Origin of the sequence: Akkermansia sp. RCC_12PD (assembly GCF_036417355.1) — a bacterium.
GTDB lineage: Bacteria > Verrucomicrobiota > Verrucomicrobiia > Verrucomicrobiales > Akkermansiaceae > Akkermansia.
The window spans coordinates 634,701-655,023 of the sequence record NZ_CP143889.1; the positions used below are offsets into that span (position 1 = coordinate 634,701).

Below are 20,323 nucleotides of genomic sequence, written 5' to 3' on the forward strand. Positions count from 1 at the left end.
CGTCCCCCCCACTCTGGCATGCAACAATCCTGCCATGTACTACAAAAAACTTCATTTGAACGCTCCGTAGGATAAAGTAGGGGCACTGACATAGACCATGAGTACGCCTCCCAGGCTTCGCGCCACAAAAATCATCTGCACCATTGGACCGGCAACGGATACCTCCGACATGCTGGGCAGCCTTATCCAGGCCGGAGCCAACGTCTTCCGGCTCAACATGAGCCATTCCAAGCACGACTGGGTCCGGGAAGTCGTCTTCCGCATCCGCCGGAAGGCCGCGGAACTCCAGGCAAACGTAGCCATTCTCTTCGACCTCCAGGGACCGTCCATCCGCACTGGTGATCTTTCTGAGCCCTATAACCTGAAAGCCGGAGACATCATGGAAATCCGCCTCAGCACAGCGGAACCGGAACTGCCCTTCTCCACCACGGTCAACTATGACGGCCTTCTTCAGGACGTCCAGGCAGGCCATACCATGGTCGTGGACAATGGCGGCATTCTGATGCGCATTGAAGAAGTACGCCCGGACCGGCTCATCTGCAAGGTGCTTACGGAAGGCGTATTCGGCTCCCGCCGCCACATCAACCTGCCGGGCGTGGCCCTGCGGCTCCCGGCCCTGACGGAAAAAGACCTGAAGGACCTGAAAGTAGCCGTGGAATGTGAAACGGACTACGTCGCCATGTCCTTCGTTCGTGACGCCGCCCATATCGCGGAACTCCGGGAACATATAGACAACCTGGGAGGGCGCGCCCAGATCATCGCTAAAATTGAAGACCAGCAGGCCATCCGCCATATCGATGATATCATTCTGGCGGCGGACGTCATTATGGTGGCCCGCGGCGACCTGGGCATTGAAGTCAGCATTGAGGAACTGCCCATCATCCAGCGCCGCATCATCCGTCACTGCCACAGGCTGGGCCGCCGCTGCATCGTCGCCACGCACATGCTGGAATCCATGATCACCCAACCTACCCCCACCCGTGCGGAAGTAACGGATGTATCCAACGCCATCTTTGAACAGGCGGACGCCGTCATGCTCTCCGGAGAAACCTCCGTAGGCCACTACCCCGTACGCTGCGTGGAAGTCCTAGACTCCATCGCCCAGCGCATGGAACGCTCCGGAAACCTCAACTTTGCGGCGGCGGCTATCCTGAACGGTGACCGGCAAAAAGCCACGAAAGCGGCCATCTCCCTGGCGGACTCCGTGGAAAACGCCTGCCTCATCGTCTTCACCCGCCGCGGGCTGGCGGCCACACAGGCGGCCGTGCTCCGTCCGGAGCGGGCCCCCATCTACGCTTTCAGCAATGATCCCGTCGTCGTCCGCCAATTGGCCCTGGCCCGCGATGTCACCGCCTTTGAATCCCCCTTCCTCAAGGACCCGTCACGCATGATATCCACGGCTCTGGATCTGTTGAAGGAAAAGGGGCTGGTCGCTTCCGGGCAGCCTGTCGTCATCCAGGGGGACAGCCTTCAGGGAGAACTCCTGGCGGACTCCATCATCTTCATGCGTACCGAATGAGCCCCGAGCAGATTCAGATATCACGAGAGGCGGGGGACTATCCTCCGTCCCCATCCATTCTCGCCCTGCTGCTGGACGCTGACCCGGACGAACGCCAGGTGGCCGCCCACCTGGCGCATGGAGAACTCCATGTAGCCCGCAAAAATGGAATCCCCGTAGGGGTTGCCGTCATCTGCCAGACGGCGGCGGACACCTGGGAAATCATGAACTGCTCCGTCTCTCCGGACTGCAGGCGCCAGGGATATGGAATGGCCCTGGTCCGCCACGTTCTGGACGTGATCGGCAGCAAGGGGGCGCGGTATGCGGAACTGGGAACGTCGGATACTTCTCCCGGCCCGATGGCATTGTACCGCAGCTGCGGGTTTTACGTTACGGGCACCATTAAAAACCACTTCACGGACAACTATCCGGAACCGGTTTGGGATAACGGAGTCCAGTGCATTGACATGATCCGCATGCGGGCGGATACTCCCCATAGGGATCAGAAAGAATAAACCAGGCTGACTCCGGTCACCCAGCGGTTGCCTTTCACCAAAATTTTTCCATACGCACGGTTCACTCCATGCGCCCCTCTCCCCAGCCAGTGCAATCCCACAAAGGGCTCCACAAACACGTCCCCGAAAAGGCGGTAACTGGCCGTTACCCTGAAATATAGAGACTGCCAGCCATTGCTGCCGGACGGCCAGTAGGAGGAACTCAGCACGGCTCCGAACTTGAACCCCATGTACAAATTCTCCGTCAGCCGGGAATCGGAGCCCGTGCACATGTCAAACCACCATCCGGTAATGCCGTAAAAGGAATAGGCGGAGCTGCCCTGCACATAAAAGCCGGGAAGGATGTCCAGATCCCGGCGCAGAACAAGCGCGGCCTCGTAAGTCGTGCCGCTGTTGCCAAAGAGGCGTTCCGCAGCAAAGCCGGCAAGGCCTCCGTCATTGGCCCGTAGGGAAAACGCAGCGTACGCAGCCTTCCCCAGCTTGCGCTGAAAGCCCATATCCACCACCGTTTCATCATCAAAATCAATGGCCGGCCTCCCCAGAAACAACTCCTCCTTCAATGCAAGAATGAAGGAATAATGCTCATTCACATCACTTCGCCAATCCAGACGAAGAGGAGCCGTCTGGTTGCAGCCGGCGGGAATCAGGCCGCGGAACTCATAATTGGTGGAATACCCCGCTTTCAGTCTGCCGCTTGCCGGCCTGAGGGAAGTATCGGAAGGATGGTTCGGAATGCGGGACTCAGCCAGTGAAACGGAAAAGGAAACAGCCAGAGCCGCCACGGGGGCAAAAAGAAAGGAATAATTCATGGACAGGGAATTTCTGTGCGGTTCATTCTGAATCAAAACATCCACACTGGCAACAAACAAAAAAGTGCGGCGGATTCCTCCGCCGCACTGAAAACATGATTCAATCTCAAGCCGTCAGCTTAGAAGGAATAAACAAGGTTGGCCCCGGCTACCACGCCGAAGTTCTTGTAGGGCTTCCAGCCTTCCACGAACTGCTTGTTGGCCTTCAGAGCGCCATTGCCAGCCCAGTTGAAGCTGACAAAAGGCACCACGGTGAGGTTTTCCACGCCCACCTTGATCGGCAATTCGGCCTTCACCCACCAGGCTTGGGAGCCGTTGGCCATGAAAGCGGACTTGCTGTCAAAGTACCCTGCAGTGGCGGACATCCCGGCAGTAAGCACAATGTCCGTAGCGGGGCAGATGGTGGCCTTGTAGCCGACATACGGCTGGAACCACCATCCGGTCATTCCCTGAAAGCCGTAGCTTGTGGTAACGCCTGCGAACCAATTCTTGCACACGTCGTAGTTCAGGTTCACATAGAATTCCTGGGCTACGGAATGAGCATGACGCTTCCCGACGAAATCATTAGTGAAAACACCGCTGTAATCATACTTGGCAAAGTTGCCGAGCAGGCCGCCGTGAATCAGATTCCAACCGACGGTGGTGGACAGATTCTTCAGAAGGCCGTCCTGGTTTTTCCAGCCGAGGTTGAAATTGGTTTCATTATGGAATGCGATATCCTTTTCACCAAGCAATTCATGGCCGGAAGTCAGGGAGGTGTAGGAAGCGGCTCCGACGATGGAATTGGCGTCGTTCAGCTTGTAATTCAAATTAACACCGGCAGGGATAACGCTATCCCCTCCCACCAAGGCGTGGGATGCCACGATGCCGCGGCTGGTGTAATTGGAGGCGTAGCCGGCATAAAGATCGCCGGACCATGGGCTGACAGTCGGCACGGGCGGTACCGGTGTCGGAGCAACAACCTTGACGGGAGTTCCCGCAAAAGCGGCGCCGGCAAAGGATGCCACAACCGCCGCAACACTGATGATGTTCTTGGTTTGCATGACTATTATTTGGTTAGGGTATTAATTGTTGATTTGCTAACAAAGGTTTAAAGTATTCTTTTCCCCCTTGTTAGGTTTAGTGAAACATTTTCGTCACAAAAGTAAAGACTTTTCTCCTAAAATCACCATTACATGCTGATTATTCATCACTTAACCTAATCATCCCCATGACAAATAAAGCAATTTCCCATTTTTTCTCCAGCGAGTTTCTCCAGGGCGTGGAGGGATACAGGCATTCAGCTCCGTCCAATCTGGGATTCGTCTTCAATTTCCGGGATGGATTTACCAATACCTGGCGTCGGCAGGCAAGCAGCATGGGAATATCCGCGGTGCTGTCGCTGTAGGCAATGGAATCTTCCGGGATGCCATTCTCCGGCAGAATGCCCATGTTCCGCAAACGCTCCACCTTGACCTTCCCCTTGTTGTTTCCCAATGGAAGTTCTGGCATCAAGGGCATGCGGTCATCGAGCACCACGTCCGTTCCCAGAACGGCATCAAAACCCAGAAACCTCCCCAGGGGCTCCGCATAAAAGGATGGAGACGCGGATACCATAATGCATGCATCTCCCCTGTCCCGGTGCCTCTGGAGCCGTTCACGCAATTCGGGATAAACCCATGCATCCGCCAGCTCCGCGAATTCCCGTCCGTATTGGAGAACCGTTTCCGGGGGCAGCCTCCACAAATAACAAAGGAAGGCCCTCTTCATCCGGGTTTCATCCCATATCCCCAGAAAAAACAGCGGAAGACAGGCCAGATAAAACAGCAGCAGAAGCCGCCTCCAGGGATGCCGCTGAACCACAAAGCAGGAAAACACATACTGCGTATCCCACGGCAGGAGTGTGCCGTCCATGTCAAACAGGGCAAGCCCTCCTTTCTTCCTTCCATCCGTCATGCCACCATCCTATACTCTCAACTCTCAACTCTCAACTCTCAACTCTCAACTCTCAACTCCCCTGAACGCCTAAAACCCCGGCCGCCTTTCGGCACCCGGGGTTTTAAAGCAAATCCAGAAGAGACGGGATTAACGGGAATAGAATTCCACGATAAGCTGCTCGTTGACGATGGGAGCGATCTCTTCCTTGGAAGGCACGCGGGCAATTTTGCCCGTGAGCTTGTCGCGGTCGCATTCGAGCCAGTCCGGCACCACCGTGGCCTGGGTCAGGTCAAGGGAGCGGGTAACAAGCTGCTGGGAGGAGGGCTTGCCTCCTACAGCAACCACGTCTCCGGGGCGGCAGGAGAAGGAAGCAACGTTAGTTTTCTTGCCGTTCACGGTAATATGACCGTGGGAAACGAGCTGGCGGGCGCCGGCGCGGGTATTGCTGAACCCGAGACGGTACACGACGTTATCCAAACGGAGTTCAAGGAGCTGAAGCAGGATGTCGCCGGTAATGCCGCGGCGGCGGGCGGCTTCTGCATAATACTTGCGGAACTGGCCTTCAAGCACGCCGTACTGGAAGCGCAGCTTCTGCTTTTCAGCAAGCATCACGCCATAGTCGGACTTCTTTTTGCGGCCTGCACGCATCCCGTGCTGGCCGGGAGGGAAGGGGCGCTTTTCAAGAGCCTTGGTGGAACCGAAAAGGGCAACGCCGAAACGGCGGGACACTTTATCGCGGGGACCGGTATAACGAGCCATGATATATTAGATCTATAGGTAAAAAAGTTCAATTAGACGCGGCGGGCCTTCGGAGGACGGCAACCGTTGTGGGGGATGGGGGTCACATCCTTGATGGAGGTGATTTCAATACCGATCGACTGCACGGCACGTACCGCGGATTCACGACCGGAACCCGGACCTTTCACGCGCACTTCCACTTCACGCAGACCGTGGCCCATGGCCTGGCGGCAGGCGTCCTGGCATACCACCTGGCCGGCGTATGCAGTGCTCTTGCGGGACCCCTTGAAGCCCATCTTGCCGGCGGAAGACCAGCCGATCACGTTGCCGCGCTGATCCGTCACAGTCACAACGGTGTTGTTGAACGTGGAGGAAACATGAACCACGCCAGAGGAAACGTTCTTGCTGCCCTTGGCCTTCAGGATTTTGGGCTTGTCGTCATCACCGCCCAAGCCGAGTTCCGCGAAGATATCCTTGCGGGGTTCGTGCTTCTTGGTTTCTTCAGGAGCAGGTGCAGCGGCGACCGGAGCTTCAGCGGCGGGAGCGGGAGCAGGAGCGACGGCTTCCACGGGCTGTTCAGCGGTTTCGTTGGTAATTTCTTCGCTAGCCATAATAAAGCTATATAATAAGTTCAGGTTGGCGGATTACTTCTTCTTGGCCTGTGCGCCAACAGTCTTCTTCTTGCCTTTACGGGTGCGGGCATTCGTGCGGGTACGCTGACCGCGAACGGGAAGGCCGCGGCGGTGGCGCTGACCACGATAGCAGTTGATGGAGGTCAGACGCTTGAGAATGGATTGCTTTTCACGACGAAGGTCACCTTCAATCAAAATGCCGTCGGTGGTGATTACTTGAACAATCTTCGTCAGTTGTTCGTCGGTAAGCTGTCCCGTACGGATGTCGGGATTGATGCCTGCTTGTTCCAGGATTCTCTTAGAAGTCGAGTGGCCGATTCCGTAAATATACGGAAGGGAAGCCTCGATGCGCTTCTCGTTGGGTATTTCTGTACCGAAAAGGCGTGCCATAATGGATTGGATTTGCTAGCTGTTATTTTTCTCTGCCTCGCGCAGAGCTATTGCTTGGGGCAAGATGGATACCATAAATTGAGGTTTTGACAAGACCAAAACTTCATTTTTTCTATTTTTCATCTTCCGCGCCGTCGGGGCATCCCCCTGCCGCGTGCCTGTGCAGAATGCGCTCCATGGCCCATTCCGCATGCTCCGCTACCAGCGAGGACTCCCTGCAAAGTCTCTTCAGCAAACCAAAATCATCCGGTGTTCCGGCATTCCCCAGCACAATGCATCCGTTGCGTAAAAGGCCCTCCCTCCTGATTCTTTTCAACGGGGAATTCCGGAACATGGCGGTAAAACCGGCATCATCCAGGGAAAGAAGGTCCCGCAAGGAAATAGAGGCAAGCCGGAGAGGCATGCGGAAGCGTTCGTCCGCGTCCGGCAGAGGCTTTTTATTCCAGGGGCATGCGGTCACGCAGGTGTCGCACCCGTACAGGCGCGTGCCGATCAGGGGGCGGATATCCTCCGGAATGGCGCCCCGGTGTTCAATCGTCCAATAGGAAAGGCACCGGTTGGCATCCACCAGGCCATTCTCCATAATGGCCCCTGCCGGGCATGCCTCCACGCAGCGGCGGCAGCTTCCGCACGTACCGGAAGCCGGGGCGTCCGGTTCCAGCTCCAGCGTCGTCAGCAGCGTGGCAATAAAAAAACGGGAACCTCCCCTGCGGCGTACGATCAGGCCGCTGCGGCCGCGCCATCCCAGGCCGCACGCCTCCGCGTGATCCCTCTCCATGACCGGACCGGCGTCTACATACCCCTTCTGCTCCCCTCCGTAGATGGAAAGCAATTCTGAAAGATCGGCCAGCTTCTCTTCCAAAATGCCGTGATAATCCCTGCCGTGGGCGTACAGGCAGATGGAACCGCTCCCGGAAGGACGGCTCACGGAACTGTCATAATCATAGGACAGGCAGATCACGGAACGGCATCCGGGGAGTACCTCGACCGGATTCACCCGGCGTTCCGGAGAACGGGCCATCCATTCCATGCCTGCATGCCAGCCTCTCTCCAGCCAAAGAAACAACTCCTCCGCATAAAGGGCCCTCCCGGCACGGGCCACCCTGCAATCGGAAAAGCCCAAACTCCGTGAAACGGAGGACAGAGAATCTTTAATAAGTGAGGAATCCGGATTCGGCACGCCGCCATCATGGCGAAGAGCGCTCCTGGCACCAAGAATTTTCTTCGCTCCCGCGGAAATTGGATTGCCTGAACATCCTTGCCGTCCCATAATAGACACATATGAACATCCGGATTCTGAGCGACGGCAAACAGGGCCACCTCAACCAGTCTTTGGGGCTGGCTCAGGCCCTTGTCGCCAAAGCGGGAGGCGCTGTGGAAATTGTGGAGCTGCAGGGGCTCTCCACCCTCGGCAAAATCCGCAAGGTCGTCTCCGGGAACGACAAGCCGCGGCCCGATCTGTTCATTGCCGCCGGGCACGCCACGCATCTTCCGCTCATCTGCGCACGCCAGCACTTCAAAACAAAAACCGTGCTGTGCATGAAACCCACCCTCCCCTGCTCCTTCTTCGACCTCTGCCTCATTCCGCGCCACGATCTCCGCGCGGACCGCGACTATGCGGACACCAACATCTTCCCGACCTGGGGGGCTCTTCATCCCATGAGGCCGGACTTCTCCATACCCAAGAACATCACCCTCATCCTCCTCGGCGGCCCCAGCAAGGACTTTGACTGGGATGACGAATCCCTGCTCAACCAGCTCTCGGACATCAGCATCCATACGCCCGGCGACGTCGTCCTGACCACGTCGCGCCGTACGCCGCAGGGCTTTGCGGAAAAAATCAGAAAAGCCGTGCCGGAAATCATCGTCGTTCCCGTGGAGGAAACGGGCCCCGGCTGGGTAGCCAGACATCTGGCGCACGCCTCCGGCGCATGGGTGAGCCAGGACAGCGTCTCCATGGTATATGAAGCGCTGGGCTCAGGCGCTCCCGTAGGCATCATCACCGTCCCCCGCCGCCGCAACGGCGGGAAATCCCGCATCCTGGCCGGCCTGGAAATGCTGGAACGGGACGGACTCGTCACCAGCTACCGGGAATGGAAAAAACAGGGCTTCCGCCTCACCGCCCCCGGTACTCCTCTCCTTGAGGCGGACCGCGCCGCGGACCACATCCTTTCAAGACTCTTCCCCCAGCTCACAACCTTATGAAAGTAGTGCATCTCGTCCCCTCCATGGAATCCGGAGGCGTGGAACAAGTCGTTCTGGAGCTCGGCAGGGGATTCTCCGCCCAGGGTGTGGAAAACATTGTCATTTCCGGCGGAGGACGCATGGTAGAACAGCTGGAAAAGGAAGGTTCCCGCCATATCCTGATGCCAATCGGCAAAAAAAGCCTCTCCACCTTCTTCCGCATAGGGGCGCTCCGCGCTCTTCTGCAAGCCATCAGGCCGGACATCCTCCACCTCCATTCCCGCGTGCCCGCGTGGGCCGGCTACCTGGCCTGGAAAAAACTGCCGCCGGAAGACAGGCCCGGCCTGGTCACCAGCGTGCACGGCTTTTACTCCGTCAACTGGTACTCCGCCATCATGTGCAGGGGTGAGCGGATCATCGCCGTCTCCAACTGCATCCGGGACTACATCCTCAGGCATTATCCCTCCACGCCGGAGGAACATATCAGGATCATCCCCAACGCCATTTCCCCGGAACTGCACCATTCCGGATACTCCCCGGCCCGCGAATGGCTCACGGGCTGGTACATGGCCTATCCGGAACTCAGAAACAAATTCACCCTCTGCCTGCCGGGCCGCATCACGCGCCTGAAAGGCCAGCTGGACATGATACCTATTATCCGTGACCTTCTGGCCCAGGGAATCCCGGCCCACGCCGTCATTGTAGGAGAAGTAAAAAAGGGCAAGGACGAATATAAAAATGAAATTCTCCAAGAAATTGAACAGGCCGGCCTTGCCCATGCCTTCACGTGGACTGGCCACCGCAAGGACCTCCGGGAAATCCTCTCCGCCTGTTCCGTCACGCTCTCCCTGACTCAAAGCCCGGAAGCCTTCGGAAAATCCACGCTGGAAGCCCTGGCCCTGGGAAAACCCGTAGCCGGATACGCCCATGGCGGGGTCAAGGAACAGCTGGACATCTTCCTGCCGGAGGGAAACATCCCCGTTGGAGACACCGCCGCCATGACCGCCCTGCTCGCCCGCTGGCATGCCCAGCCTCCCCCCATTCCCCGGCAAATCCCCTCCCCTTATAAAATGAGCGACATGATCCAGGCCCACCTGGACGTATACCGGGAAATCAGTCCTTCGCCATGACACCGCAGGAAACCGCCGTCACCCTGAACCTGATACCGGGACTTGGCCCTGTCAGGATCATGCGCCTGATGCGCACCTTCGCCTCTCCGGAACTTGTTCTGGAAGCCCCCGCCGCCATGCTGGCGGCCGTGCCGGGCATCGGGCCGGAACTGGCCCGGTGCATCTCCTCATGGAAAAGCATCGTCAACCCGCACCGGGAACTGGAACTGGCGGCCAGGGCGGGCGTTTCCGTAACCACTCTGTTTGACGGGAATTACCCGGAATCCCTGCGGGAACTGCCGGACGCGCCGGTGGTTCTTTATTCCCGAGGAAGCTGGACCCCAGCGGACTCGGAACGTTCCATCGCCGTGGTGGGTTCGCGCATGGCCACCCATTACGGCAGGCTCTGCGCAAAAACCATATCCCATGACCTGGCGGAAGCGGGCGTCACCGTCATCTCCGGCCTGGCGCGCGGCGTGGACACGGAAGCCCATGCAGGCGCGCTGGATGCGGGCGGGCGCACCATTGCGGTCATCGGAGCCGGCCTCAACAAACTCTACCCCCGGGAAAACAGCGGACTTGCCCGCCGCATTGCAGACGGACACGGCGCCGTGGTTTCAGAACTTCCGATGGATATGCCCCCGTCCCGCACCACCTTTCCCATGCGCAACCGCATTGTCAGCGGCTGGAGCCGCGCCACGCTCGTCGTGGAAGCCCCCGCGCATAGCGGCGCCCTCATCACGGCCCGCATGGCGGGAGAACAGGGACGGGACGTTTTTTGCGTGCCGGGACCGGTCAACAGGCATTCTTCCGACGGCTGCCATGCCCTCATCCGGGACGGAGCCATACTTGCCACCAGTGCCGCAGACATCCTGCAGGACATGAAATGGCAAGCGCCGGAAGCGGGTCTTCCCCTCTTCTCGCCGTCCCCCAGCCCCGTTCCTGCGGACACCTTCCCCATCACCCGGGAAGAAGAAGACGTCCTGTACGCCATCAGGCAGGGATTCAACACCATTGACTCCCTATGTTCCTCTCTCGGGCTGCCGGCCCACGCCGTTACGGTCCACCTGGCCAGGCTCCAAATCGCCGGCAGGGTAACCCCGGACTCCGGAGGCTATTTCTCCATCAGCTGAACCATGAAAAACCGCCCCCGATAATGGGAACCGGCCGCAGTCTCCCCCCAGCAGCACACATTTCCCGGCCGCCCGAAAAACCAATGGTGCGGACCTATTGCTTAACTTCCTTCCGCAAGGAATCAATCCAGGCGGAGATGGTTTCCGCCTGCTCCCACTTGACTGGAGAAGCAAGTTTTTTCTTGGACACAGGATCGGAAATCTCGAAAATCACTCCATACACAAACTTGATGTCGCCCGGATTCCTCTTTTTTTGAAAGCGGCCTTCCTCTTGTGCCTTGAAATCAATTTTCTCATAAGACCCCAGACACAAATTAAGAACCATCCCGTCTTCCCCCTTCAGCACACCAAGCGGTACTACTGGACAAACCGCTTCCTTACCGCGGATGATGCTCTTCACAAGCCTGGGTTCCACTTTTTTCAGAACCTCCATTTTCTTGGAAATATTATCTCTGGCAAACGCCTTTTCAAAAACGGCAAGATTGCTGTAATGGTTCTTGTCGCGGAAAGGAATACTTATCTCCATCTTTTCCTCGCCGTCCTCCAGCGTCACATCCACGCTCGCCTCCTTCTGCTCCATGGAAAGGGAAGACTTCGCCTTGTCCGTACATCTCTTGGTATCGAAACACGGTGTTTTGAGCGGAAGAACTTCGGCACACGCCATGCAGGCAGCCGCGAGAGACAGAAATAAAACAGGTACCTTCATGATGTGTAAAATTTATAATAAAAAATCACAATAACCTATCCACTGCAATGACTATTTTCTTCCCTTTCATCTTCTCTTCCCCTTGAAAACCCTTTATCCACGACGCAAAAGAAACACTATCAACCACTTCAACCACCCCAAAGAGTCCATCTAACAAATTTCCGCATATCAGGATGCCCGAGCCAGTAAACCGGAATACGTTCATTCCACCCTCATGGCAGCATTTTCCGGGCCTGTCGGAATAAGAAGCGTGAAGGAAAATACATTCTTTCCTAATCAGTTAAAATAAATGAAACCATTTAAAAAATCATTAAAAAAAGTTTATTCTTGGACATACTTTGAACGATTTTTTCCGGGTCAAAGTCACACCTGCACGAGATCTATCCGGCGCATGAAGAAAATACCTTCAATACCGTCGAGGGTGGTTCTGGTTCCATAGGTAGTTAATAGAGAAAAAAGGCCGCGGACAGCCATCCCGCGGCCTTTTTTTATCCAACTCCCTGCCCAATACTGAGTTTGGGCTTGATGAAATAAACAACTTACTGTAGCAAAAGACATGCGTTTGTTCGCCATTCTCGCAGGAATTGCCCTTTGCCTGAGCTCCACGAGCTGCCAGTCATACGGAGACTCGAACGATTACATCCCCCTGGCGACGCCTGTCCCCCCCCAGCTCTCCCAGTCCGTATCCAACGCCCTCCCGCGCCCGGCCAACTTTCCCACCCGCCCCCTTGCCATCCCGCCCAGTGCTCCGCGTACCCCGCGCTGCGCGAGTGCCTGCGTCATGGACGCTCTTACGGGAAAAGTTCTCTTCTCGCACAACGGCATGCAGCGCCGCCAGGTGGCCAGCACCCAGAAACTTGTCACGGCCATGGTCGTGCTTGACCACGGCAACCTGGACAGGAAGGTAGTCATCCAGCCGTCCGATACCAAGGCGGATCCCACCAAGCTGGGCTTCCGTTCCGGGGAAGTCTACTCCCGCCGTGAACTGCTGAATGCCCTGATGATACGCAGTTTCAATGACGTGGCCCTCGCCCTGGCACGGGACACGGCGGGGTCCGTGCCCAGATTCGCCCAGATGATGAATGCCAAGGCCCGCCAAATGGGCATGTACAACTCCCGTTTCGTCAATCCCAACGGACTGCCTGCGGACCAGTACTCCACGGCCATTGACATGGCGCGCTGCGCCTATTACGTTTACCGGAACCCGGAACTGCGCAACATTATCTGCAAACGCCAATACGCCTTCACCCGCGCCAACGGCAAGACGCTTCTCCTGCGGAACACGAACAAACTGCTGGAACAGCACTCCTGGGTCACCGGCATGAAAACCGGCTATACGAATGCCGCCGGGCGCTGCCTGGTCTCTTCCGCCGGATTTAATGGACGCCACGTCATCGTGGTCGTGCTCGGCTGCCATCCATCCCGCATCTGGACAGAATCGGAAAATCTGCTCAAATGGGCTCTGAGCGGTGCGGCCTGAAGCTTCCCCGGAATTGGGGTTTGACTTTCACGGCCTGACCCGCTATCAGTCCTGCCTATGTTACAGGCAGGTATTGTAGGTCTCCCCAACGTGGGCAAATCCACCCTCTTCAACGCGGTCACCAGGACCCGCAAGGCCCAGGCGGCCAACTACCCCTTCTGCACCATTGACCCCAACGTGGGTATGGTCACCGTGCCGGACCCGCGCCTGCAGGTACTCTCCAACATCTCCGGCTCTGAAAAAATCATCCCTACGCTCATTGAATTCGTGGACATCGCCGGACTGGTCAAGGGAGCCTCGGAAGGAGCCGGACTGGGCAACCAATTCCTGGCGAACATTCGTGAAGTGGATGCCATCGTTCAAGTGGTGCGCTGCTTTGACAATGACGACATCATCCATGAACTGGGTTCCGTGGATCCTCTGCGCGACATTGAAATCATCAACTCGGAACTCATCCTGGCGGACATAGCCACCATGGACAAGCGGCTTTCCTCCCGGGAGCGCAAGGCCCGTAGCGGAGACAAGGAAGCCAAGGCGGAAGTAGCCCTCATCACCAAACTCCTTCCCCACTTGAACGAGGGACTCCCCGCCATCACCTTTGAAGAAAAGCTGGATGACGACGAACGCAAACTGCTCCGTTCCTTCCAGCTCCTTTCAGACAAAAAAAGCATCTTCGCCTGCAACGTCAATGAAGACGAACTGGCGGCCGCCATCAATGACCCGGATTCCCATCCTTACGTCTCCCAGGTAAGAAAATACGTGGCGGAACACCACAATGCGGAAGCCATCGTCATCTCCGCCAGAATTGAGGAGGAACTTATCGACGTATCGGAAGAAGAAGCCGCCGAATTCCTGGAATCCCTCGGCGTGCAGGACTCCGGCGTCTCCGACCTCATCCGCGCCGTGTACCATCTGCTGGGCCTGCGCACCTACCTGACCACCGGCGTCAAGGAAACACGCGCCTGGACCATCCCGGACGGAGCCAAGGCCCCCCAGGCGGCGGGCGTCATCCATACGGACTTTGAGCGCGGATTCATTGCCGCGGAAGTCGTCCATTATGACGATCTCGTTACGTGCGGCAGCAAGGCCGGAGCGCGCGAACACGGAAAGCTGCGCATTGAAGGCAAGGAATACATCGTGAAGGATGGGGACGTCATCGAATTCCGCTTTAACGTCTAGCCCTGAAGTCCCCGGAATTCCATTGACTTTTCAGAACGCAAAGAGCAGATTGCTCATAACTTCACATCACCTTATGCCTGATTCCGACGTCAAATCCACACCCCTGGCAACCAAACACATTGAACTTGGAGCTAAAATGGTTCCCTTCGCCGGCTGGAACATGCCCGTGCAGTACACCGGCATTCTGGACGAACACAAAGCGGTGCGCGAGACCTGCGGCATCTTTGACATCTCCCATATGGGCCAGTTCACGGTATCCGGCCCGAACGCGGCGGCATGGCTGAACTCCATGCTCACCAACGACATCAACAAGCTGGACATCGGCCAGGGCCAATACTCCATCATGCTTAACGAACAGGCTGGAGTCATCGACGATCTGATCCTGTACCGCATGGAACCGGAAACCTTCTTCGTGGTGGTGAACGCCTCCAAGATTGGTGAAGACTTCGCCTGGCTCTCCGCGCACAAACCCGCAGACGTAACGTTGGAAAACCATTCCGACGAATACGTGGGCCTGGCCGTTCAGGGACCTCTTTGCGGGGCAATCTTCGCCAAAGTCATTCCCGGAGTGGAACTCCCGCCCCGCAACGGCATCGCCCGCATCACGGTGGACGGCGCGGACCTCATCGTCTGCCGTACCGGCTACACCGGGGAAGACGGCTTCGAATTCTTCTGCCCTGCTACGGAAGGCGTCAAATGGTTTGAAGCCTTTCTGTCCGCCGGAGCCAAACCCTGCGGACTCGGCGCCCGCGACAGCCTGCGCCTGGAAATGTGTTATCCGCTGAACGGCTCCGACCTGGCGCCGGACAAAACTCCGCTGGAAGCCGGACTGGGCTTCTTCTGCGCGCTGGACACGGAATTCATCGGCTCCGGCATTCTCCGCGAACAAAAGGCCAATGGCCTCGCCCAGCGTCTGGCAGCCATTGAATACACGGGCAAGGGAGCGCCGCCCCGCGCCCATTACAAAGTTCATCTCCCCGGCGGCGAAGCCATTGGAGAACTCACCAGCGGCGTACTCTCACCCTCCCTGATGACAGGCATCGCTCTGGCGTACCTTCCTGCCGCCCATGCCAAGGTCGGCACAGAGCTGGAAATAGATGTCAGGGGGAAAAAATTCCCCGCCCTTGTGGTCAAAAAACCCTTTTATAAAAAAGGCTGACACTACAACGCAAAAATAAACTGACAAATCCTGTAAATTACTACACTCTTACCTCATACAACCAAATCTTATGCACGACGTACCAGAAAACCTGCTGTATTCCAAAGATCATGAATGGATCGAAATTGACGGAGACATCGGCACCATCGGTATTTCCGACCATGCCCAGGCGGAGCTCTCCGATGTAGTCTTTGTAGACCTCCCCGAAGTAGGAGCCACGGTCGCCGCCGGGGACCCCGTGGCCGTCGTTGAATCCGTCAAGGCCGCCAGCGACGTGTACACTCCCGTCTCCGGTGAAATCCTGGAAATCAATGAGGAACTTTCCAATGATCCCTCCCTCATCAACTCCGATCCCTACGGCGCGGGCTGGCTCTACAAGATCCGCCTGGACGTTCCTACGGAAACGGAAGACATGATGAACGCAACCGACTACGAGGAATACTGCTCCTGAACAGTTCCTCCTCTTCCGCCCCGGTGATTCCGTCCCGGGGCTTTTTGCTTTAGCCCGGCCCCTTCGGACCGGACGCCACACTGCCAAACACCACATGAACACCCACACAGACTTTGCCAGCCGGCACATTGGCCCCCAGGGGGAAAAACGCCGGGAAATGCTTGGAAGCCTCGGCTATGAAACGCTTGAAGAACTCATTGCGGACATCGTCCCTGCAGACATCCGCATGAAAGCCCCTCTGGACCTTCCTGCCGCCAAATCGGAAACGGAAGCATTGGAGGAACTCCGTTCCATCCTTGGAAAAAACAAGATCCTAAAATCCTTCATTGGCCAGGGATATTACGGCACCATTACTCCGTCCGTCATCCTGCGCAACGTTCTGGAAAACCCAGGCTGGTACACGGCCTATACGCCCTATCAGCCGGAAATCGCCCAGGGACGGCTGGAAATGCTTATGAACTTCCAGACTATGGTAGCCTCCCTGACGGGGTTGCCGGTCGCCAATGCCTCCCTGCTGGATGAAGGAACGGCTGCGGCAGAAGCCGTCTCCATGTGCCGGAACACCCGCCCCAAGGCCAACACCTTCTTTGTGGCGGACACCTGCCATCCCCAAACCATCAGTGTCATCCGTACCCGTGCCGCATGGCAGGGCGTCAACATCGTAGTAGGGGACTGGACCTCTTTTGATCCTGCTTCCGTCGGAGCAGACCTTGCCGGCGTCCTGGTCCAGTATCCGGACACCTTGGGCCGCATCAATGACTACACGGACTTCTTCTCCCGCGTACATGCTGCCGGAGCCCTCTGCGTCGTGGCTGCCGACCTGATGGCGCTCACTGTCATCAGGGAACCCGGCTCCTTCGGAGCGGACATCTGCGTGGGCAACACGCAGCGCTTCGGCGTCCCGATGGGCTTCGGGGGGCCGCACGCAGCCTACATGTCCTGCACGGACACCCTGAAGCGCCGCATGCCCGGCCGTCTCATCGGCATGTCCATAGACTCCCAGGGACGGCCGGCCTACCGCCTGGCACTCCAGACGCGGGAACAGCACATTCGCCGGGACAAGGCCACTTCCAACATCTGCACCGCCCAGGTCCTTCTGGCCGTCATGGCCGCCTTCTACGCCGTGTACCACGGACAGGAAGGCCTCAAGTGCATCGGCACGGAAATCCACCGGAAAACGAAAAGCCTGTACAAAGCTCTCACGGAAGCCGGCATCTCCATAGAAAACAAAAACTTCTTCGACACCCTGCTCCTGACGGTGCCGGGCCGGGCGGACGCACTCGTCAAACAGGCTTTGGATGCGGGATACAACATCCGCAAGGTGGATGCCGACCATGTCGCCATCTCACTGGATGAAACGGCTTCCTGCACGGACGTGGCCTCCGTGGCCTCCGCCCTCACAGGTACGGAGACTTCCGCCCCGTGCTGCTGTGAATCTCCGGCATGGACGCCCATCCATACGCGCAGGACCCCTTTCTGCACGGAAACGGCCTTCAACTCCTACCACTCGGAAACGGAAATGATGCGCTACATCCGCCGCCTGGAATCCCGCGACCTGGCTCTCAACGAAGCCATGATCCCGCTGGGTTCCTGCACGATGAAGCTCAATGCCGCCTCCGAAATGATCCCCATCACCTGGCCGGAAACCTGCTCCCTGCATCCCTTCGTCCCTGCAGAGCAGTCTGAAGGCATCCGGGAAATGCTCTCCATTCTGGCGAACCGTCTGGCTAAAATCACGGGTTTTGCCGCCGTCTCCCTCCAGCCCAACGCGGGCGCGGCAGGAGAATACGCAGGGCTTCTGGCCATCCGCCGCTACCAGCAGCATGCGGGAGAAGGCCACCGGAACGTCTGTCTCATCCCCACCTCCGCCCACGGCACGAACCCCGCCTCCTCCGCAATGGCCGGTCTCAAGGTAGTCCCCGTCAAATGTGACGAAGCGGGCAACATCGACATGGACGACCTGAAAACCCAGGCAGAAACCCACCGGGACAACCTCTCCTGCATCATGGTCACCTACCCCTCCACACACGGCGTCTATGAGCAAACCATCAAGGAACTCTGCGACATCGTGCACGCCAACGGCGGCCAGGTGTACATGGACGGTGCCAACATGAATGCCCAGGTGGGCCTCACCTGCCCCGGCTGCATCGGCGCGGACGTCTGCCACCTGAACCTTCATAAAACCTTTGCCATGCCCCATGGCGGAGGCGGACCCGGCATCGGCCCCATTGGCGTGGCGGAACATCTCGTGCCCTTCCTGCCCGGCCATCTCAGCCTGGACAGTGAAGAAGGAGCCGTAGCCTCCGCAGCATGGGGAAGCGCCTCCATCGCCGCCATCTGCTGGATGTACCTCTCCATGATGGGGCCGGACGGCCTCAAGGAAGCAACGGAAGTAGCCATCCTGAGCGCCAACTACATTGCCAAAAAACTTGACGGCCTCTTCCCGGTTCTCTACTCCGGCAACAAGGGTCTGGTGGCCCATGAATGCATCCTGGACCCGCGCCAGCTCACCCATGACGCCGGCCTCACCGTGGACGATATCGCCAAGCGGCTCATGGACTACGGATTCCACGGCCCCACCATGTCCTTCCCCGTACCCGGCACCCTGATGGTGGAGCCCACCGAATCGGAACCCAAGGAGGAACTGGACCGTTTCATTGAAGCCATGGAACACATTCATGCGGAAATCACGGCCATTATCAACGGAACAGCGGACAAGGAAGACAACATCCTTAAAAATGCCCCGCACACGGCGGAAATGGTCTCTGCCGACGAATGGAAGCATCCCTATTCCCGCAGCCAGGCGGCCTATCCGGTATCCGGACTGCGCGTCCACAAATTCTGGCCGTACATTGGCCGCGTGGACAACGTGTATGGAGACCGCAACCTGATCTGCACCTGTGACACGGTGGAGGAATTCTCCAAGGCTGTGGAAGCATAAAGTAAATACACCCTTAACCGCGAAAAGCCGTCCCCTGATCCGGGACGGCTTTTTTATTCTTCTCCGGCAGAATGAATTCGATCAGGCTGCATCTCCCTTCATGGGATATCAGCCCACAAAGGAACCATCCGGGGTTCCTTCAAATTGCTCCCACGGCAGGAATAATCACTTTTTCCAACTCATGCTGTTATTGATCGCATGAAACCTGCTTTCTACAAAAAACGATTAATCTAATGAATATATTACTTCTTCCCTGTGAATCGGATTATAAATTCGAAGTCAATATAAAAAGCCAGAATTTTCTTTTTCTCATGTTCATTTCCAAGGCATTATTTATAGCCTGCCTAGAAAGGAGGACCAGTCTATTACTGCTGCTTCTCAAGTTGCTGCAGATGTTATATAAAAAATGAAATGATTGATTATAAAAGATATATGATTTTTTTACATTAAAATGGATTTATCGAATTTTCAGCGAATTTATAATCCGCTATTGGCAAATGGAGTGGCGGCTAACTCGCGCCACCATTAACCCCATATTTTAGTCTGTCTATGAAGAAAACCTTATTCCTGGCGGCCCTCATCACACTCTCCTCCATCGCGGTTCAAGCGGCCACGGTGGTGATAACATTCGGCGTAAATTCCCTGGCTCAAGGTACATCCTCCATGGATGGCACCTATCTTGGGGAACAGGGCAAAGTAAATCTGATCAAAACCGGAAGTTCAGGGGGCAATTATACAAGCGGCGCCCTCAAAAACTTCGATGGTTCATCTACGGGTATCACTCTGGTAACAGGAGCAGGGGCCTGCGGTGCCCAAGGCGTCCTGACAGCGGACAACATCCAAAATTCCTACAATCCCGACAACTCCAACAAATTTTTTGACGTATTCGGTTCCGACATCACAACGGGCAACAATGGAGGAGGATGCATCAATAAAAATCCCGGCCCGTACACCATGCAAATGCGGGGGCTCTCCGCCGGAAGCTATACGCTGACCATGCTTGTAGGGCGCGGCAACTCTTTTGGAACCGCCTCTTCAACCTATGATTTGACCGGGAATATAGAAGGTCTCTCCGCCACCCTGCTTGACTACTCGGCCGGTTCCAATGCCTCACTTTCCAGCACGACGTTATTCTCGGAATCTGGAGCAGGAGAATGGGCTCTGGTGGAATACACCTTTACGGTCACGGAGGACAACACCACGCTGAGTCTGACCTCAAACGGTACCGGCAACATCAACGCTCTTGCATTATCCAGCATCCCGGAACCCGCCACGGCCTCTCTCGGCTTGCTGGGTCTCGCAGTCCTGGCGATGCGCCGCCGCCGGGCTTAATGCGACTCAAGCTCTCTCATCAATGGAGGCCGCAACAATGACGGTCTCCATTGATTTCTTTTTACGGAATCATCCGGTCGGAGGGATTCCCCATTGAGAATATACATTTTTTTGTTAGAATAAGGAATATGGAACGCAGGCGCTCCTTGA

The 20,323-nt window shown here is 56.9% G+C and carries 19 protein-coding genes; 11 read left to right on the forward strand and 8 right to left on the reverse strand.

All coding sequences use genetic code 11. The annotated features are described in order from the left end of the window. Nucleotides 1–97: 97 nt before the first annotated feature. Together pyk and V3C20_RS02635 are read left to right on the forward strand one after the other, a co-directional pair. Entirely contained in the window at nucleotides 98–1,519 is a 1,422-nt protein-coding gene (pyk, locus tag V3C20_RS02630) for a pyruvate kinase (RefSeq protein WP_130083947.1), read from the forward strand. Then, on the forward strand, nucleotides 1,516–2,013 hold the full coding sequence (locus tag V3C20_RS02635) for a GNAT family N-acetyltransferase (protein WP_130083948.1): 498 nt from the start codon (nucleotides 1,516–1,518) through the stop codon (nucleotides 2,011–2,013). The genes pyk and V3C20_RS02635 overlap by 4 nt, the downstream gene beginning before the upstream one ends. Here the strand turns inward: V3C20_RS02635 and V3C20_RS02640 are convergent. The 7 genes from V3C20_RS02640 to queG form a co-directional block, all read right to left on the reverse strand. Then, a complete protein-coding gene (locus V3C20_RS02640; protein ID WP_130083949.1) occupies nucleotides 2,001–2,822 on the reverse strand; it encodes a hypothetical protein in 822 nt (273 codons plus the stop codon). The genes V3C20_RS02635 and V3C20_RS02640 overlap by 13 nt on opposite strands. Nucleotides 2,823–2,941: 119 nt before the next feature. Continuing rightward, nucleotides 2,942–3,865: a hypothetical protein gene (locus tag V3C20_RS02645; protein WP_130083950.1), complete on the reverse strand. Its 924-nt coding sequence runs from the start codon at nucleotides 3,863–3,865 to the stop codon at nucleotides 2,942–2,944. A 139-nt stretch (nucleotides 3,866–4,004) separates the two neighbouring features. Further along, on the reverse strand, nucleotides 4,005–4,757 hold the full coding sequence (locus V3C20_RS02650) for an HAD family hydrolase (RefSeq protein ID WP_130083951.1): 753 nt from the start codon (nucleotides 4,755–4,757) through the stop codon (nucleotides 4,005–4,007). A gap of 129 nt (nucleotides 4,758–4,886) precedes the next feature. Then, nucleotides 4,887–5,498 carry a 30S ribosomal protein S4 gene (rpsD, locus tag V3C20_RS02655; protein ID WP_130083952.1) on the reverse strand — a complete coding sequence of 204 codons (612 nt, stop codon included), beginning with the start codon at nucleotides 5,496–5,498 and terminating at the stop codon, nucleotides 4,887–4,889. A gap of 32 nt (nucleotides 5,499–5,530) precedes the next feature. Further along, nucleotides 5,531–6,088, reverse strand: coding sequence for a 30S ribosomal protein S11 (rpsK, locus tag V3C20_RS02660; protein WP_082770175.1), 558 nt, complete (start codon nucleotides 6,086–6,088; stop codon nucleotides 5,531–5,533). Nucleotides 6,089–6,121: 33 nt separating this feature from the next. Continuing rightward, nucleotides 6,122–6,499, reverse strand: a complete 378-nt coding sequence (gene rpsM, locus V3C20_RS02665) for a 30S ribosomal protein S13 (protein ID WP_022396508.1) — start codon at nucleotides 6,497–6,499, stop codon at nucleotides 6,122–6,124. A gap of 112 nt (nucleotides 6,500–6,611) precedes the next feature. Continuing rightward, complete coding sequence (gene queG / locus V3C20_RS02670) at nucleotides 6,612–7,769, reverse strand: tRNA epoxyqueuosine(34) reductase QueG (protein WP_130083953.1); 1,158 nt, start codon at nucleotides 7,767–7,769, stop codon at nucleotides 6,612–6,614. An 11-nt stretch (nucleotides 7,770–7,780) separates the two neighbouring features. Between queG and V3C20_RS02675 the strand changes: the two genes are divergently transcribed. From V3C20_RS02675 to dprA, 3 genes are read left to right on the forward strand one after another with little or no spacing between them, the layout of a single operon-like run. Continuing rightward, nucleotides 7,781–8,704, forward strand: coding sequence for an ELM1/GtrOC1 family putative glycosyltransferase (locus V3C20_RS02675; protein WP_130083954.1), 924 nt, complete (start codon nucleotides 7,781–7,783; stop codon nucleotides 8,702–8,704). After that, complete coding sequence (locus V3C20_RS02680; protein WP_130083955.1) at nucleotides 8,701–9,813, forward strand: glycosyltransferase; 1,113 nt, start codon at nucleotides 8,701–8,703, stop codon at nucleotides 9,811–9,813. Before V3C20_RS02675 ends, V3C20_RS02680 begins: the two co-directional genes overlap by 4 nt. Beyond that, a complete protein-coding gene (gene dprA / locus V3C20_RS02685) occupies nucleotides 9,810–10,925 on the forward strand; it encodes a DNA-processing protein DprA (protein ID WP_130083956.1) in 1,116 nt (371 codons plus the stop codon). Before V3C20_RS02680 ends, dprA begins: the two co-directional genes overlap by 4 nt. Nucleotides 10,926–11,019: 94 nt before the next feature. On the opposite strand, the gene V3C20_RS02690 is transcribed toward dprA, so the two are convergent. After that, complete coding sequence (locus V3C20_RS02690; protein ID WP_130083957.1) at nucleotides 11,020–11,484, reverse strand: hypothetical protein; 465 nt, start codon at nucleotides 11,482–11,484, stop codon at nucleotides 11,020–11,022. A gap of 703 nt (nucleotides 11,485–12,187) precedes the next feature. Here V3C20_RS02690 and V3C20_RS02695 point away from each other — a divergent pair. The 6 genes from V3C20_RS02695 (at nucleotide 12,188) to V3C20_RS02720 (ending at nucleotide 20,173) form a co-directional block, all read left to right on the forward strand. After that, nucleotides 12,188–13,111: a D-alanyl-D-alanine carboxypeptidase family protein gene (locus V3C20_RS02695; RefSeq protein ID WP_130083958.1), complete on the forward strand. Its 924-nt coding sequence runs from the start codon at nucleotides 12,188–12,190 to the stop codon at nucleotides 13,109–13,111. Between the two features lie 57 nt (nucleotides 13,112–13,168). Next, entirely contained in the window at nucleotides 13,169–14,290 is a 1,122-nt protein-coding gene (gene ychF, locus V3C20_RS02700; RefSeq protein ID WP_130083959.1) for a redox-regulated ATPase YchF, read from the forward strand. 73 nt (nucleotides 14,291–14,363) lie between these two features. Further along, nucleotides 14,364–15,449 (forward strand): glycine cleavage system aminomethyltransferase GcvT, encoded by a 1,086-nt coding sequence (gene gcvT / locus V3C20_RS02705; RefSeq protein WP_130083960.1) that lies wholly within the window; start codon nucleotides 14,364–14,366, stop codon nucleotides 15,447–15,449. Between the two features lie 70 nt (nucleotides 15,450–15,519). Beyond that, nucleotides 15,520–15,900, forward strand: coding sequence for a glycine cleavage system protein GcvH (gene gcvH / locus V3C20_RS02710; RefSeq protein ID WP_067573971.1), 381 nt, complete (start codon nucleotides 15,520–15,522; stop codon nucleotides 15,898–15,900). A 94-nt stretch (nucleotides 15,901–15,994) separates the two neighbouring features. After that, a complete protein-coding gene (gcvP, locus tag V3C20_RS02715; RefSeq protein ID WP_130083961.1) occupies nucleotides 15,995–18,841 on the forward strand; it encodes an aminomethyl-transferring glycine dehydrogenase in 2,847 nt (948 codons plus the stop codon). A 549-nt stretch (nucleotides 18,842–19,390) separates the two neighbouring features. Then, a complete protein-coding gene (locus tag V3C20_RS02720; protein ID WP_130083962.1) occupies nucleotides 19,391–20,173 on the forward strand; it encodes a PEP-CTERM sorting domain-containing protein in 783 nt (260 codons plus the stop codon). The last annotated feature ends 150 nt before the right edge of the window (nucleotides 20,174–20,323 follow it).

What these genes read in the sequence shown, in the direction of transcription:
- gcvH (WP_067573971.1), top strand. Translation starts at nt 15,520, where the DNA reads ATGCACGACGTACCAGAAAACCTGCTGTATTCCAAAGATCATGAATGG.
- V3C20_RS02635 (WP_130083948.1), top strand. Translation starts at nt 1,516, where the DNA reads ATGAGCCCCGAGCAGATTCAGATATCACGAGAGGCGGGGGACTATCCT.
- V3C20_RS02645 (WP_130083950.1), bottom strand. Translation starts at nt 3,865, where the DNA reads ATGCAAACCAAGAACATCATCAGTGTTGCGGCGGTTGTGGCATCCTTT.
- gcvP (WP_130083961.1), top strand. Translation starts at nt 15,995, where the DNA reads ATGAACACCCACACAGACTTTGCCAGCCGGCACATTGGCCCCCAGGGG.
- ychF (WP_130083959.1), top strand. Translation starts at nt 13,169, where the DNA reads ATGTTACAGGCAGGTATTGTAGGTCTCCCCAACGTGGGCAAATCCACC.
- V3C20_RS02640 (WP_130083949.1), bottom strand. Translation starts at nt 2,822, where the DNA reads ATGAATTATTCCTTTCTTTTTGCCCCCGTGGCGGCTCTGGCTGTTTCC.
- rpsK (WP_082770175.1), bottom strand. Translation starts at nt 6,088, where the DNA reads ATGGCTAGCGAAGAAATTACCAACGAAACCGCTGAACAGCCCGTGGAA.
- pyk (WP_130083947.1), top strand. Translation starts at nt 98, where the DNA reads ATGAGTACGCCTCCCAGGCTTCGCGCCACAAAAATCATCTGCACCATT.
- queG (WP_130083953.1), bottom strand. Translation starts at nt 7,769, where the DNA reads ATGGGACGGCAAGGATGTTCAGGCAATCCAATTTCCGCGGGAGCGAAG.
- V3C20_RS02680 (WP_130083955.1), top strand. Translation starts at nt 8,701, where the DNA reads ATGAAAGTAGTGCATCTCGTCCCCTCCATGGAATCCGGAGGCGTGGAA.
- V3C20_RS02675 (WP_130083954.1), top strand. Translation starts at nt 7,781, where the DNA reads ATGAACATCCGGATTCTGAGCGACGGCAAACAGGGCCACCTCAACCAG.
- dprA (WP_130083956.1), top strand. Translation starts at nt 9,810, where the DNA reads ATGACACCGCAGGAAACCGCCGTCACCCTGAACCTGATACCGGGACTT.
- V3C20_RS02650 (WP_130083951.1), bottom strand. Translation starts at nt 4,757, where the DNA reads ATGACGGATGGAAGGAAGAAAGGAGGGCTTGCCCTGTTTGACATGGAC.
- V3C20_RS02720 (WP_130083962.1), top strand. Translation starts at nt 19,391, where the DNA reads ATGAAGAAAACCTTATTCCTGGCGGCCCTCATCACACTCTCCTCCATC.
- gcvT (WP_130083960.1), top strand. Translation starts at nt 14,364, where the DNA reads ATGCCTGATTCCGACGTCAAATCCACACCCCTGGCAACCAAACACATT.
- rpsD (WP_130083952.1), bottom strand. Translation starts at nt 5,498, where the DNA reads ATGGCTCGTTATACCGGTCCCCGCGATAAAGTGTCCCGCCGTTTCGGC.
- V3C20_RS02695 (WP_130083958.1), top strand. Translation starts at nt 12,188, where the DNA reads ATGCGTTTGTTCGCCATTCTCGCAGGAATTGCCCTTTGCCTGAGCTCC.
- rpsM (WP_022396508.1), bottom strand. Translation starts at nt 6,499, where the DNA reads ATGGCACGCCTTTTCGGTACAGAAATACCCAACGAGAAGCGCATCGAG.